Origin of the sequence: Shewanella nanhaiensis, assembly GCF_019457885.1 — a bacterium.
In the GTDB taxonomy this organism is placed as follows: Bacteria; Pseudomonadota; Gammaproteobacteria; order Enterobacterales; family Shewanellaceae; genus Shewanella; species Shewanella nanhaiensis.
Window position 1 is genome coordinate 37372 of sequence record NZ_JAHZST010000010.1, and the last position, 14775, is coordinate 52146.

Genomic DNA, 14775 nt, shown 5'->3' on the forward strand with positions numbered 1-14775 from the left:
GATAATTATAACATTGACTTAAGTGACGACTTAATCAAGTCTTCAGAGCTCATGCCCTCTTGGTAGGCGCCAGATACAGCCTTACTCGCTTGTGCTGGTTTATAGCCTAATGATAACAGTGCTGCAATCGCATCCTCTTCGGCGCTATTAACCACAGGTGCAGGCGTGTAGTTGCTTTTAAGCATAAACTCACGTTCACTGCCCGCCGAGGTTTCCATTAAGCTCTTAAGCTTATCACGCATCTCAACCAATAACCTTTCTGCGGTTTTCTTACCAACACCAGGCAATTTTACTAAGGTCGCAATATCATCTCGCTCAACACAAGCGACAAACTCACCCGCCGTCATTCCTGATAAAATAGTCAAGCCTAACTTGGGGCCTACACCATTGGTTTTTATCAACAGACGAAAGAGTGCTCTCTCCTGCTTAGTGATAAAACCGTATAACAGTTGTGCATCTTCACGCACCACAAAATGGGTATATATCTGAGCTTCCTGATTGAGATCTGGTAGCTCATAAAAACTGGTCAGTGGCATCTGAACTTCATAACCTAAACCTGCCACTTCAAGCAATATCTCTGGTGCTTGTTTCTCAACAAGTACACCACGCAAACGACCTATCATCTATAACGTCCATATGTTCGGGTATTAGCTCTGCCCCCCAAAGAGACAAGACTCTGACTCGTGTGAAAATGGCAGATGGCGACGCCTAATGCATCGGCAGCATCGGCTTGGGGAGCCGCGGGGAGTTTAAGGATCTGTTGAACCATGTGTTGCACTTGCGTTTTTTCAGCCTTTCCTGTTCCAACAACGGCACTTTTTATCTGGGTTGCAGAATACTCTGCAACAGGGAGATCGGCATTAGTCGCAGCAACAATTGCAGCGCCGCGTGCTTGACCTAATTTAAGTGCTGAGTCGGCATTTTTGGCTAAAAAGACTCGCTCTATGGCGAAAAAATCGGGTTGATATTGACGGATAATCTCAGAAACGCCATCAAAAATCTGCTTTAGTCGATAAGGAAAATCATCGGAAGCGGTACGAATACAACCACTTCCTAAATAGATTTGGCTTCGACCATTACACTGGATCACACCATAGCCTGTGATCCTTGAACCGGGATCGATACCAAGAATTATTGCCATATTTTATTCTAATGATTCCATGATCTCATCTGAGATCTCAGCATTATGGTAAACCTCTTGAACATCATCATGATCTTCAAGATTATCAATCAAGCGCATAAACTTAGGCGCTGTACTGGCATCAAGATCGGCTTTAGTCGACGGGATCATGGTCACTTCAGCATTGACCGATTCAAACCCCGCGCCATCGAGTGCATCTTTAACACCACCGAAGTCTTCAGGTGTGGTAAAGACATCAATTGAACCATCATCATGGGTCACGACATCATCCGCTCCCGCTTCAAGCGCGGCGTCCATAATGGTATCTTCATCAACCCCTTCACCGTATGAGATCACTCCACGCTTATCAAAAAGGTATGAGACTGAGCCATCTGTTCCCAAATTGCCACCTGACTTACTAAAGGCATTACGAACACCTGAAACCGTACGGTTTTTATTATCTGTCATGGTCTCAACCATCACAGCTGTGCCGCCAGGTCCATAACCTTCATACATGATGGTTTCAAGTACTTGACCATCAAGTTCACCAGCGCCACGCTTAATTGCGCGCTCAACCGTGTCTCGGGTCATATTGTTGGATAAGGCTTTATCGATCGCTGCACGCAGACGTGGATTAGCGTCTGCATCTGACCCGCCTTCACGAGCGGCTACAGTTAACTCACGAATAAATTTGGTAAACAGTTTGCCACGTTTTGCATCTTGGGCGGCTTTACGGTGTTTGATGTTGGCCCATTTACTATGACCTGCCATACTTCATTCCCCTTATCGAAAACAGTCTCTAATTCTATCTAATATACGCTTAAAAAAGCCGAGATAAACTCGGCTTTTTTTGCTTTATGCTTGCTCTTCTTTACTCTCTTGGTTTTCGATAACCTCAATACCAAGTTCAATAAGTTGTGCAGGATTTGCAAACCCCGGCGCATTGGTAAGTGGACACGCCGCTGTGGTGGTCTTAGGGAATGCCATCACATCGCGAATAGAGCTTGCACCAGTCATCAACATAATGATGCGATCTAGCCCGAAAGCAAGTCCAGCATGAGGAGGTGTACCGTAACGTAGCGCTTCAAGTAGGAAACCAAACTTCTCATTTGCTTCCTCCTCTTCGATACCTAAGATACGAAATACTGCCGATTGCATCTCACTGTTGTGAATACGCACAGAACCACCGCCTAGCTCACAACCATTTAGTACCATGTCATAAGCATCAGAGATAGCTGCAGTTGGATCCGCTTCTAGCTCTTCAGGCGTCATGTTACTTGGCGCAGTAAACGGGTGGTGCATTGCATGTAAGCCGCCATCAGATGTTCTTTCAAACATAGGGAAATCAACAACCCATAACGGTTTCCATTCACCTTCAAGCAGGTCAAAGTCTTCGCCGGCTTTAAGACGAAGTGCACCCATGGATTCTGCTACGATGTTCGCTTTGTCTGCGCCAAATAGGATGAGATCGCCTGTTTGTGCGCCAGTACGCTCAAGTAACGCTTTAACCACATCTTCACTTAGGAACTTAAGTACTGGAGACTGAATGCCTTCCATACCTTGGTCAAGATCATTAACCTTCATCCAAGCCAGACCTTTCGCACCGTAAATAGTCACATACTTAGCGTATTCATCTAGCTGCTTACGTGACAGCTTGGCGCCACCAGGAATGCTTAGTACTGCAACGCGGCCTTCTGGATCATTTGCTGGACCATTGAAAACTGCAAACTCAACCTCTTTAACGATATCGGCAATATCAATTAGCTCAAGCGGGTTACGTAAGTCAGGCTTGTCTGAGCCAAAACGGCGCATCGCTTCTGCAAAAGTCATCTTAGGGAATTCGCCCAGATCGACATTTAATAGGTCGTTAAAGAGACCGCGAACCATCTCTTCAGTTTTAGCCATCACCTGCTCAGATGACATAAATGAAGTTTCGATATCTATCTGAGTAAATTCAGGTTGACGATCGGCGCGTAAGTCTTCATCACGGAAACACTTAACGATCTGATAGTAACGATCAAAGCCTGACATCATCAGCAACTGCTTAAAAAGTTGTGGTGACTGTGGCAATGCAAAAAATTGACCTTTATATGTACGGCTAGGCACAAGATAGTCACGGGCGCCTTCAGGTGTTGCCTTAGTCAAAATAGGGGTTTCGATATCTAAGAAGCCACTATCATCAAGGAAACGACGAACAGCACTGGTCACTTTAGAGCGAAATACAATACGATCAGCCATCTCAGGGCGGCGTAGATCTAAATAACGGTATTTTAATCTTTGCTCTTCAGTGTTGTGCTGATTCTTATCCATGTTAATCGGTAATGGAGCTGAGCTGTTTAGAATCGTTAAGCCTTTACCTAAGATCTCAATCTCACCGGTTCGCATATCCTGATTAACTTGACTGTCTGGACGCGCACGAACTAAACCAGTTACCTGAACACAAAATTCACTGCGCAGTGTACTTGCGACATCGAACACCTCAGGTAAGTCAGGATCATAAACAACCTGAACTATGCCTTCTCTATCACGTAGATCAAGAAAAACAACCCCGCCTAAATCACGACTACGGTTTACCCAACCTACTAAGGTTACTTCTTGTCCAACGTGAGACTTATTAACGTCTCCACAATATTGACTGCGCATCTAACTCTTTCCTTTATCCGCAAACCTATGGCTGAGGAATATTCTAAACAACACAAAAGCGGCATTATAGTTAAATATTGCCGATTAAAAAACAACTTCACCGTTAGTCGGCTAAGTATCACTCAATTGTTTGGCTAAACACACTCACAAGGTGCATTTGTTACACTATTATCATGATGATTTATAACAATTTCCACCACTTTTTTTCGCCCTAGACTTTAATTCATCCGCGGTTTTCAATAACTCAACGGCCACATCACCATCTGCTGGATACATGGCAATACCAATATTGGTAATAACATTCACATCAACCTGCTCAATTTCGAAGGATTTTGAAAGATTACTGATGATGGTTTCAGCAACCTGGCACACAATGTCCAAGTCTTTAGTGCGATTTAAGATCACCACAAACTCCTCACTGGAAAAGCGTGCCACGGTATCTGAACGACGCACCGATTGCCTTAACCCTTGAGCCAACTTTTTCATCAGCTGATCGCCGACCTGATGACCTAATTCGGTATTAACGGATTTTATTCCGCTAAAATCAATAAATAGCACAGCAAACATGCCAAGCTCGCGAGCGTGGAGTAAAATCGCCTGCTCTAGCCTATCATCCAACAGTGAACGATTGGGCAGCAGGGTTAAGGTATCATAATTCGTCAGGTGCAAAAGCTTCTCTTCCAGCTCTTTTCGCTTTTTTACCTCTTTAGAGAGTAAAAATTTCACAAAGATAAAGAGCGTAATAAAAATAATCAGGAAAACACAGATAATCATACACGCCCAATAACCTACTCTTGAGGGCTCAGCAGCGGTTTTTGACACCCAATTACGGTAGATGTCTTGACGCATAGTTTGATTAACACCATTCAATACCTGATTAATCAATGGCACTAACCTTGCCCTGTCTGGGTGAACCCCAAAATGGCTATGCTGTTCAGAAAAATCAGCTAAAACTGACATTTTCAGCTGATTAACCTGCTGAAGCTTCAATTGAGCTGCCATATTGATAACTTTTTCGATAAAGGCATCGGCTAGGCCTTCAGAGACAGCTTTCAAGCCCGCTTCGGTATCAGCAACTAGTACCAACTCTATGCCATATTCAGATCCTAGCAGCTCATTGATCAGCTGGTACCCCTCAACAATTGCCACTCTTTGACCCGATAGCTGTTGAATATTAAAGACAGATTCTTTATCAATTCCTGTCGCCAAGGCCCACGGAGATGGCCAATAAGGCTCACTGAACAATAGTTGCCTTGAACGGTCTTGAGTTTTAGCCACACTCCCAGCAAGTTCGACCTCCCCCTTGAGTAGCGCAGAGATCAAGCTTTGCCAATTTGGATACTCAACAGCTTCAACTTCGATTGCTAACTTATCTTGTAAGAGCTGAACAAGCTCGCTGTTGACACCAGAAAAAGCACCAGCTTTATTGGTAAACTCCATCGGCTTCCAGTTAGCCAGATAACCGACCTTCAAAGGGGGCATATTTGTAAGATACGCTTTATCATGCTCAGATATCTCAAGCAGATGTACCTTATCGGTATAGATGCGATTGTTACTGTCTAACACCCATTTTTGCTCTATTTCCGCCAACTCTTCTTGACTGATTAATGCAAAGCCCTGCTTAATCCGCTTTGATAATCCGCTGTTGCCTCCTTGGGAGAGAACAAAGATATCGGTATTAAACTCTAGGTCCATAAACTGGTGGAAATCAGACCCTACACCCTTTTGAACTAAATAGTGCTGAGTCCATGCTGAAGAAGCAACAAAGCTTGAGATGCTCCCTGCTTGAGCAGCTTCTATCATCGCATCAACAGAGTCATACAGTTTTAATTCAGCCTCTGGAAATGCTAGCTTTAGTTTATCTAAATAAGGCGCTGTAGGTACCGCACCTATACGGGTTTGATTTATCGCTGACAAGGTATCAATAGGTGCACCGACACTAAATAAACGGCTTTTCACTCGATACAGAAGCTGCACTCTTTGTAAACCACTCTTTAGGGCATCACTCTCGGGATAACCAATATGAACATCAGCTTTACCTTTGCGCACAAAATCCAGTGAACTATTCATATCACCAGTGGCGTAGCTGACTGGGATCCCAGTTTTCTCAGACCATAAATCCCAGATATCAACATATAAACCATGCGGTCTGCCATCAACCCCTAAATTGACATAGGGTTCAATATCTAACGTTGCAGCAATTCTTACTCCCTCTTGCTCCTGGGAAATACCTAACCAGTGCGCCTCAATCTCTCTAATACGCGCGTTATCTAACAGAGCAAAACCTGAATTGATCTTATCTAAGAGTTGGGTCTTTCCATGCTTAACCGCGGGACTTAAGCCCACCTGTTTTATCAATAAACGACTGCTATTAGGGAATAACTCTGCAACTTGGCGACTCGTCTTACTGCTTTTAATCTGCCCTTCCATCCCTGCAAATACCAACACTTCACCCACAAGTGCAGCCTGTAGTAACGCATTGCGGTTTTTATAGTATTTAAATGTCAGCTTAGGCGAGAGTGCTAATAGTGAAGCCTCATGGGAAGAGCCTGATACTATACCCACATGATAAGGTTGAAGCGCTTCTATGTTGTGCTTCTTATTTAACGTTTTATGCAGATACAGATAAGTATTGACTGTTGAAATTGGCTTAGCAAAATCGAAGTGTTGCTGACGTTTATCAGTTGCCGCCATGCCAATATGTACATTGGCTTGACCAGAATCAAGCTGCTCAAGACCCTCTTTCCAGTAGCGAGCAACGAAGACAACTTCCTCACCGACTTGCTGTGACCACGCTCTCCATAGATCAACCAGTAAGCCTTCAGGCTCCCCCGTCTCTCCAATAAATTGGTAAGGGTAGCTATCAGCGCCCATCACAATAACTAGTGGCTTTTTATCATTAGCTGCGAGTACAGATGTGAATAAAAGAAAAAAGAAAACGCTCAAACATCTAATAAATAATTTCAAATCCAATTCCCGAAAGGTCACAAAACTGTAAATACGATGTTGCTTTTACGCTATTAGACAAAATTTTATGGGAAATTTCCAGTAGCAGACTTGCTGCTAACAGCTATGTTTCGTTAGAATGACACGTTGAATTTACACATTTAAATCGAATGAACTCTTCTCAAGATACTATCTACGCACAAGCATGTGAAAACATTAGTGACTTTCAGTTCGACGAAAAAGTCGCTGGTGTATTTAATGACATGATCCGCCGCTCTGTACCTGGTTACGGTCAGATCATTCAAACACTTGGGGAACTCGCCCACAAGTATGTTACGCCAAAAAGCCATGTCTACGACTTAGGTTGTTCACTCGGCGCTGCAACATTAAGTATTCGTCGCAACATAGGTTCACGTAACTGTACCATTATTGCCGTGGACAATAGCCAGTCAATGATTGAGCGTTGTCAGGAAAATTTGGGGGCCTATGTCAGCGACACCCCAGTTGACCTTGTCTGTGGCGACATACGAGATATCAAGATTGAGAATGCTTCCATGGTCGTGCTTAACTTTACCATGCAGTTTCTAGCACCTAACGACAGAGATGCATTAGTCAATAAGATCTACAAAGGCTTAAAACCTGGCGGTATTCTAGTACTATCAGAGAAGTTAAATTTTGAGGACAGTTCAATCCAAGGTCTACTTGATGACCTTCACCTCGACTTTAAAAGAGCCAATGGTTACAGTGAATTAGAAATTAGCCAAAAGCGTAGCTCACTGGAGCATGTCATGAAACCAGATACCTTATTGCAACACGAGATGCGATTAAAAACTCAAGGCTTTACCCATTTCAACCTGTGGTTTCAATGCTTTAACTTTGCCTCTATGGTTGCAATCAAGTGATACCTGTTTCCTCATTAATGCAAGGAGAGCCAACTAAGCTCTCCTTAACATCTAAGCTTTATTCTCATACTCCTTTAAAGGTGGCATTTAAGTGATCAGTTTTAGCTCATTTTATAAAAAAATTGCGGATTCGAGCCTTCAGCATTGGCTTGAAACACTGCCTGCTATCTTAGGCCAGTGGCAGCGTGAACATAAGCACGGCACCTTGCCTAAATGGGAGAAGGTACTAAACAAACTCCATTACCCTAGTCCTGACACATTAGAACTAAAAGACTCAGTGACAATAGGCAGCGGTCAGCAACTCACCTCAGGGGAGCAGCAGAAGCTTGAAAACTTGCTGAGAATTTTTCAACCTTGGCGCAAAGGCCCTTTCTCGGTTCATGGCATTAACATAGATACGGAGTGGCGTTCAGACTGGAAATGGGAACGTATTCTTCCTCATCTGTCTCCACTTAACAACCGAACTGTACTGGATGTAGGATGTGGCAGTGGTTATCACATGTGGCGCATGTTAGGAGAAGGGGCTAATCATGTTGTTGGCATTGACCCATCAACCCTATTTCTTTGCCAATTTGAGGCAATTAAACGTTTAGCGGGTGAAGAGCAGCCCATACACCTTTTACCATTAGGTATAGAGGAGCTACCACCGTTAGACGCTTTTGACACAGTCTTCTCTATGGGGGTCTTGTATCACAGACGTTCTCCAATTGATCATTTGTTACAACTTAGGGATCAATTGCGAACAGGTGGTGAACTGGTTTTAGAAACATTAGTTATTGACGGTGACGAAAATACGGTTCTGGTGCCAGAAGATAGATATGGCAAAATGAATAATGTATGGTTTCTTCCCTCTGCTGCAGCATTAGCACTTTGGCTAAAGAAAGCTGACTTTGTAGATATTAGATGTGTTGATATCGATGTGACATCACTTGCAGAGCAAAGAAGCACTGATTGGATGCCAAATGAGTCACTGGTCGACTACCTCGATCCAAGCAATATTGATCTGACAGTAGAGGGGTACCCTGCGCCTAAACGTGCAACGTTTATCGCAACTAAAAATCAACCCAATAAAGATCTGATCTAACAAGTTAGCTTATCCTCTTTGGCTAGAGTCAAAGTGATAGGCGTAGCTACATAAATCATTTTTACAGCACAATACATAAGTAAATGGGAAGCACTATGTTTAAACAGATAATCTGTATTGCGGTAGCAGCGGGACTAACCGGTTGTGCAGCAACATCTCAGGAAAACGCGAACTTACCTAAACCAGTAGATGTTACTGTATTAGATGCAAGTTTAGCGCGCCAACAGGCAGATTTGATTCAGATCATGGATGACATTAACACCGCTCAATCAGCTGCAATTTCAGGATTATCAAAACAGATAGTCTCTTTAGAACAGAAGCTTTCAACACTTAAACTAGCACCTGAAGAAAAAGTTGTCCCAGTCGCGCTCGATTGTCCTCCCTCACCTCTAGCCGGTAAGTTTCTTCTTGGTGCTATTGAAAATGTTTTTGTTGAAGAGGTAAAAGCCAGTTTCAATACTCGTATTGATACTGGTGCAGAATCATCATCCCTTGATGCCCGTAACATCATTCTATTTGAACGTGATGGAAAGCAATGGGTTCGATTCGATGTATTTACATTAGGCGAAGGTGCACCAGCACAAACCTTTGAGTCAAAAGTAGAACGCTTTGTCAGAATTAAGCAAGATTCAGATGAAAAAGCCGATCGTCGACCTGTTATTCACGCGCATCTGAAGATTGGCCAATACTCGGCTGAAACGGATCTTAACTTAGTCGATCGCAGTCACTTAGATTTCCCGCTTCTACTTGGTCGTAAATTTATGCAAGATATCGCTGTCGTTGATGTAGGACAGACCTATATTCATGGCAAAAAGAAGCCAGCTGCAGAATCAGCTAAATAGGAATTTGTAAATGCACTCTAAAAAACCTTTTTACATACTGGTTGCCCTGCTATTTATATCAGGCATAGCCGCAAGTGTATTTCGCGGTATCGAGCACAATGTCCCTTTCCTACCTGGCAAACAGGTCCAAAGCTGGGCTGTCGATGCTAAAGTCAGCTTTCAAGGTATAGGTGAGCCTGCAGAGGTCTCCTTCTCGCTTCCTAACGATCCTGCATTTGAAGTGCTTGTTGAGAATGCATCTTCACCTGGGTATGGCCTGACAATAAGCCAAGATAACCAAGACCAAGAACGCCGGGCACTTTGGTCTGTACGCTCAGCCACTGGAATGCAAAACCTTTACTACAAAGTCACACTTATCCCAACAGGGACGACTCAAGTAATTGCCAAGCAGGAGCCAGTAGCACCTAAGGACTTCATTTGGCCTGCTACAGAGAAAGATGCAGCCGAGCAGGTAATTAGTAAAGTTTGGGCTAAAAGTGCGACGAACTTAAGCTTTGCTCAGCAACTCAACAAGGCATTAAATGCCGCGGAAAGAACTCAAAACGTAGAGCTGCTATTAAGCAGCAATACCCCAACAAAGCTCTTCTTGCATATGCTTCACAGTAAAGGCGTTCCAGCACAGGAAGTCAGTGGCTTATACCTTGAAGATCAGCGCCGTAGACAACAATTAAGTAGCTTTGTTGAAGTTTACAATGATGGTGAGTGGGTGTTGTTTGATCCATCAAACGGTACTCAAGGACGAAAGGACAACTTACTACTTTGGGATCGCTCAGGTAAATCAACCTTAGATGTTACCGGCGGTGTTAACTCGCAAGTTAACTTCTCCATGCTACAAGACACACGCTCAGCCCTTGCCACCTCTTTGGATGTCATGAAAAATCAGGGAGCATTAGATTTCTCTCTGTATCAACTTCCACTTGAGGAGCAAAGTCTATTTAAGGGGATATTATTGATCCCTATTGGCGTGCTTATGGTGGTTTTTCTGCGTGTTATCGTTGGGCTTAAAACCTCTGGTACTTTCATGCCAGTTCTAATCGCGCTAGCATTTATCCAAACAACACTGCTCACAGGTTTAATTGGTTTTATTCTTATCGTAGCCTGCGGCTTGATGATCCGCTCCTACCTGTCACAGCTCAACTTACTGCTGATTTCACGAATATCGGCGGTGATCATTGTTGTTATAGGCATCATAGGCATATTTACTCTACTGTCCTACAAGTTTGGTTTAAGCGAAGGCTTAACCATCACCTTCTTCCCAATGATAATCTTAGCTTGGACCATTGAGCGAATGTCTATCTTGTGGGAGGAGGAAGGTCCTAAAGAGGTACTCTTACAAGGCGGAGGAAGCTTATTTGTCGCGACACTAGCTTACCTGGCCATGAGCGCAACTTGGGTTCAGCACTGGGTGTTTAACTTCCTTGGTATTCACCTTGTAATATTGGCCATCGTCTTGCTGATGGGACAGTACACAGGTTACCGTTTACTCGAACTTAGACGCTTTAAACCATTAGCTGGGGATAAGTAATGAGATTCGAATTTGCCATGCCTTCTTCACTGCACAAGAGTGGCGTCTTGGGTATGAACAAGCGAAATATTGACTATATTGGTCGTTATAATCCGCGTAAGTTTTATAAACGTGTCGATGATAAGCTCACCACAAAACAGCTCGCGATAGCCAATGATATCGCCGTCCCAGCACTTATTGGTGTTGTACGTGAGCAACATGAAATTGAAGAGATCCCGGCCATGGTCGAGGGCGAGTCAGGGTTTGTAATCAAACCTTCGAAGGGCTCTGGCGGTAAAGGGATCTTGGTCATCACTAAAGTCGAAGGTAACCGCTACTTCAAGCCTAATGGTCAGGAGGTCACACACAGTGAGATCTATCGCCATGTATCCAACATCTTAAGTGGCCTATTCTCACTTGGTGGTGCCCCAGATGTAGGTATTGTAGAGGGCTTGATCCAATTCGACCCCGTATTCGATGGATACTCCTATGAAGGTGTACCGGATATCAGATTAATCGTCTACAAAGGCTTCCCTGTTATGGGGATGTTGAGACTTTCGACCGCAGCATCTGACGGCAAAGCTAACTTACACCAAGGCGCTGTCGGTGTTGGTGTCGATATTGGTTCAGGCAAAGGGCTACATGCCGTTCAATTTGACACCCCAGTTGATCTGCACCCTGATACCAATAAAAAATTAACCGACATTCAGGTACCTCAGTGGGACTTTTTACTTAATACCGCCTCAAAAGCCTATGAAATGTGCGAGATGGGATATCTGGGCACAGATATGGTACTTGATAAAGTGAAAGGGCCACTGCTGCTTGAGCTTAACGCCAGACCGGGACTTGCCATCCAGATCGCGAATGGAAGGGGGATCCTTCCCTATCTAAATCATGTCGATTCGTTAGGTAACCATAATATGACAGTAAGTGAACGTGTTGAATATGCTAAAAAGCATTTTAGCCATAACGCTGAAAGTTAGTTTTTTACTTACAGTTACAACGGCGGCTCAGGCCGCCGTTTCACCACTGCCCATAATCATAGATCAGTGTCTACAACTCCCCTCACCTGCAAAACAGCTCTCTCAACCTAACACTGAGTTACATAGTCAACAAACTACGCGTATCCAGAGTCATCAGTTAGAGTTAACTTTACTGAGCTTATTTAACATTAAAGATCGCCTAGCGTATTACAAAACTTTTCCACTCAAGCCGCTATATAAAGAGGGGCTGATCCAGTGCCAGCTTCGTCTATCGGATATGGTTGATGACACCCTTAATCTGCCTCAAATTAATCAACTCACCTCCTCCTTACTGAAAAGTGGTGATCCTGAGTTGAGCCAACTGGGCATACGAGTCAAAAGATTAATTAACGAAAATAAAGCGCAAACCTTTAAATCTCAACTCTATACTGCATTGGCCAGCATCAGGCAGGGACTGAGAAGTAAAGATCTCACCTTAAGGTTTTCCGGTGCATCATGTCAGCTCCCCGTTAATCGCATTGATGGAAGTAGCACTATGGATAACTTTCATCAATCCATAGCCTCTTACTTACTTGAGCAGAACGACAAATCTTGCCAAAAACTTGTATGGCAGGCATACCAAGGACGAGCAAAAGAGAAAAGCACTCCGGCGTTAACCCGTATCGCCAATCTCAAGCAGCATGAAGCAGTTAAAGCCGGATTTAAAGACCATAGCTCCCATGCATTATCAAGCCAGTTTCTCTCCTCAGCAGAACTGGTGGGATCTTTTCTGGATACAGAAACAGCCTTATTCGATACTCCGCCGTGGGAGATAGGACAGAGGTTAGCAGCTGCAGATAAGACGCCTGTCAAACAAGTCAGCTCCACTCTCTTTATTCAACGGATCTATAGTAAAGCCACAAAGCTTGGGTTTAAATTTGAGGTAGTGACCGAGCATATTCATCGCATATGGCATCAAAATAGACTCTTAGGAGAGCTCTATCTCAATACAGGCAAACGCTCAGGCGTTTACAGGTTAAGAGCTCCTATTCAGGGGGTTCAGTTTGGCCAAGTACAGATCAATATTAAGTCAGAACTATCAAGTTTACGTGATAAACAACAACTTGTGTCGGCAATGGCCACAGCGATAGCCCAGCTCTCTAGAAGTAGTCATTACTATCTGGTCAACACCTTAGGTGAAACCTCTGACAGCTATCTTTTAGGCCAACTCTGGTTAACTGAGTTTCTCTCTGAAGGCTTATTGGAAGTTAAACAACCAGGAAGCAGAGAGGAGATAGCCAGTAAATATTCCACACAACTAAAAGTATTTCGTGCCAAAGTGGCTTTAAGCTTTTATCAGCACAAAGACAACAAAACTTACCAAGATCTTGCTGCTGAATTTAATCAGGCCTTCGGTCACACTTGGACAGAAACAGACAACTACCCCTTTAGTTTCTTTGCGCTTGCTGATCTCGGTCCACTCTATTATCAGGATATTTGGCAAGCAGCTTTAGCCAATTTAATATTTCAAAGCACTAAAGGCTGTATAAACCAACAAAAAGTATTGGCGCTGTTGTTGATCAATGAAGATTCACTCAGCATTACTCAAGGCTTAACCGCCTTGCTAGGACAGCCTGTTGATCCCATTTCACTCATTAAAAGGATAGAAGATGTCTCCTACTCTAAAGACAAGCCTGCTCTCTCTTGCACTCTTTAGTATCACTGCAATCACGTCAGCCGTTGCCGCTAAGGGTGATCTAGAACTAAATGCCTCCACTCATCAACAGGTTTATGATGGCATAAAGAGTAATCTTGAAGATCACCTTTATCAGCTGCCTCCCAGAGTTCAGGGTCATTATGGGATTAGGCAATACCGAATGACTGGCAATGATATTTATGCAAACGCTGCCCTTGTTGATCTTTATGCAGTAACTGAGTCTCAAGCCTTCTATGCATGCCAATTAGATAAGCCTGGCTTCATTGATGCAGAAGCTAAGAAAGCCATTTCAGTGCTCGGGAAAGGGCCGAGGGCCAAAGCACGTAAAAAAGCCCTTAAACCATTTCCAGAGTTTCTTTTTTATACCGATGTATTATTGCGCTTCTCTAGTCGTATCGATGAGTTTGGATTAACTGGCCCCTGTAATGACAAACTTATCTCGACACTGAAAAAAGCTAATCTAGAACAGGGGCTAACCGATAAGGCGATGATCAAATCATGGGCAGCCCAACTAATTAACTATGTATATTGGGCAAAGCAGCTTGGAGTTGGGGATTACCTTTCATCTTATAAACAAGCATTTATTGAAGTTTACCCCAATGAAAACGATCATAAACTAAGTAAAAAGCAGTTTAGAAATAAGCTCTATGGCATGACACACTTTATTTTTGCTGCCAGTGAGTATTACCAACACCAGGTAGATGCCAAAGAGTTTGATTGGATATTGAAATATTTTGAAAACAACATTGAACGGATCCTTAAAGATGCAACCGACGATATTATTGCCGAGGTAGGGATAAGTTTTCATCTAGCAGGGCTATCAGATAACAAGGTGGTATCGCTTACACAAAACCACATTATCAATGCCTATGATCCTAAAGAGCAGTTTATTTTATCCCCTATGGGAAATCCAGATATGGCGATGGGTGAGCATAGAAATGTGTTAGCCATGATGTTGCTTGACTGGCCAAAAGAGCTTCACCAAGGTCCCTATTTCCATAAAATTAAAGCGACGAAGAAATACCTCCCTAAGCTCGTCGAGATAAAACAGTAAT

Annotated in this window: 12 protein-coding genes; 7 read left to right on the forward strand and 5 right to left on the reverse strand. The window is 43.5% G+C overall.

Annotation, left to right across the window (positions count from 1 at the left end):
* Nucleotides 1-5 precede the first annotated feature (5 nt).
* From ruvA to K0625_RS14245, 5 genes are all read right to left on the reverse strand, one after another.
* Nucleotides 6-623 (reverse strand): Holliday junction branch migration protein RuvA, encoded by a 618-nt coding sequence (gene ruvA / locus K0625_RS14225; protein ID WP_220110295.1) that lies wholly within the window; start codon nt 621-623, stop codon nt 6-8.
* Nucleotides 620-1141, reverse strand: a complete 522-nt coding sequence (ruvC, locus tag K0625_RS14230; protein ID WP_064792169.1) for a crossover junction endodeoxyribonuclease RuvC — start codon at nt 1139-1141, stop codon at nt 620-622. The genes ruvA and ruvC overlap by 4 nt, the downstream gene beginning before the upstream one ends.
* A 3-nt stretch (nt 1142-1144) precedes the next feature.
* Complete coding sequence (locus K0625_RS14235; protein ID WP_220110296.1) at nt 1145-1891, reverse strand: YebC/PmpR family DNA-binding transcriptional regulator; 747 nt, start codon at nt 1889-1891, stop codon at nt 1145-1147.
* 84 nt (nt 1892-1975) lie between these two features.
* On the reverse strand, nt 1976-3763 hold the full coding sequence (gene aspS / locus K0625_RS14240) for an aspartate--tRNA ligase (RefSeq protein ID WP_220110297.1): 1788 nt from the start codon (nt 3761-3763) through the stop codon (nt 1976-1978).
* Between the two features lie 171 nt (nt 3764-3934).
* The gene (locus K0625_RS14245; RefSeq protein ID WP_220110298.1) at nt 3935-6730 is read right to left on the reverse strand and encodes a transporter substrate-binding domain-containing protein; all 2796 of its coding nucleotides are present in this window, start codon (nt 6728-6730) and stop codon (nt 3935-3937) included.
* Nucleotides 6731-6879: 149 nt separating this feature from the next.
* Between K0625_RS14245 and cmoA the strand changes: the two genes are divergently transcribed.
* The 7 genes from cmoA (at nt 6880) to K0625_RS14280 (ending at nt 14774) form a co-directional block, all read left to right on the forward strand.
* The gene (gene cmoA / locus K0625_RS14250; protein WP_220110299.1) at nt 6880-7611 is read left to right on the forward strand and encodes a carboxy-S-adenosyl-L-methionine synthase CmoA; all 732 of its coding nucleotides are present in this window, start codon (nt 6880-6882) and stop codon (nt 7609-7611) included.
* A gap of 91 nt (nt 7612-7702) precedes the next feature.
* Nucleotides 7703-8695, forward strand: a complete 993-nt coding sequence (gene cmoB / locus K0625_RS14255; protein WP_220110300.1) for a tRNA 5-methoxyuridine(34)/uridine 5-oxyacetic acid(34) synthase CmoB — start codon at nt 7703-7705, stop codon at nt 8693-8695.
* Nucleotides 8696-8790: 95 nt separating this feature from the next.
* Nucleotides 8791-9537 carry an ATP-dependent zinc protease family protein gene (locus K0625_RS14260; RefSeq protein ID WP_220110301.1) on the forward strand — a complete coding sequence of 249 codons (747 nt, stop codon included), beginning with the start codon at nt 8791-8793 and terminating at the stop codon, nt 9535-9537.
* A 10-nt stretch (nt 9538-9547) separates the two neighbouring features.
* Nucleotides 9548-11062, forward strand: coding sequence for a UUP1 family membrane protein (locus K0625_RS14265; protein ID WP_220110302.1), 1515 nt, complete (start codon nt 9548-9550; stop codon nt 11060-11062).
* The gene (locus K0625_RS14270; protein WP_220110303.1) at nt 11062-12024 is read left to right on the forward strand and encodes an alpha-L-glutamate ligase-like protein; all 963 of its coding nucleotides are present in this window, start codon (nt 11062-11064) and stop codon (nt 12022-12024) included. The genes K0625_RS14265 and K0625_RS14270 overlap by 1 nt, the downstream gene beginning before the upstream one ends.
* A complete protein-coding gene (locus K0625_RS14275; protein ID WP_220110304.1) occupies nt 11987-13720 on the forward strand; it encodes a hypothetical protein in 1734 nt (577 codons plus the stop codon). Before K0625_RS14270 ends, K0625_RS14275 begins: the two co-directional genes overlap by 38 nt.
* Nucleotides 13674-14774 (forward strand): DUF3541 domain-containing protein, encoded by a 1101-nt coding sequence (locus tag K0625_RS14280; RefSeq protein ID WP_220110305.1) that lies wholly within the window; start codon nt 13674-13676, stop codon nt 14772-14774. The genes K0625_RS14275 and K0625_RS14280 overlap by 47 nt, the downstream gene beginning before the upstream one ends.
* The last annotated feature ends 1 nt before the right edge of the window (nt 14775 follow it).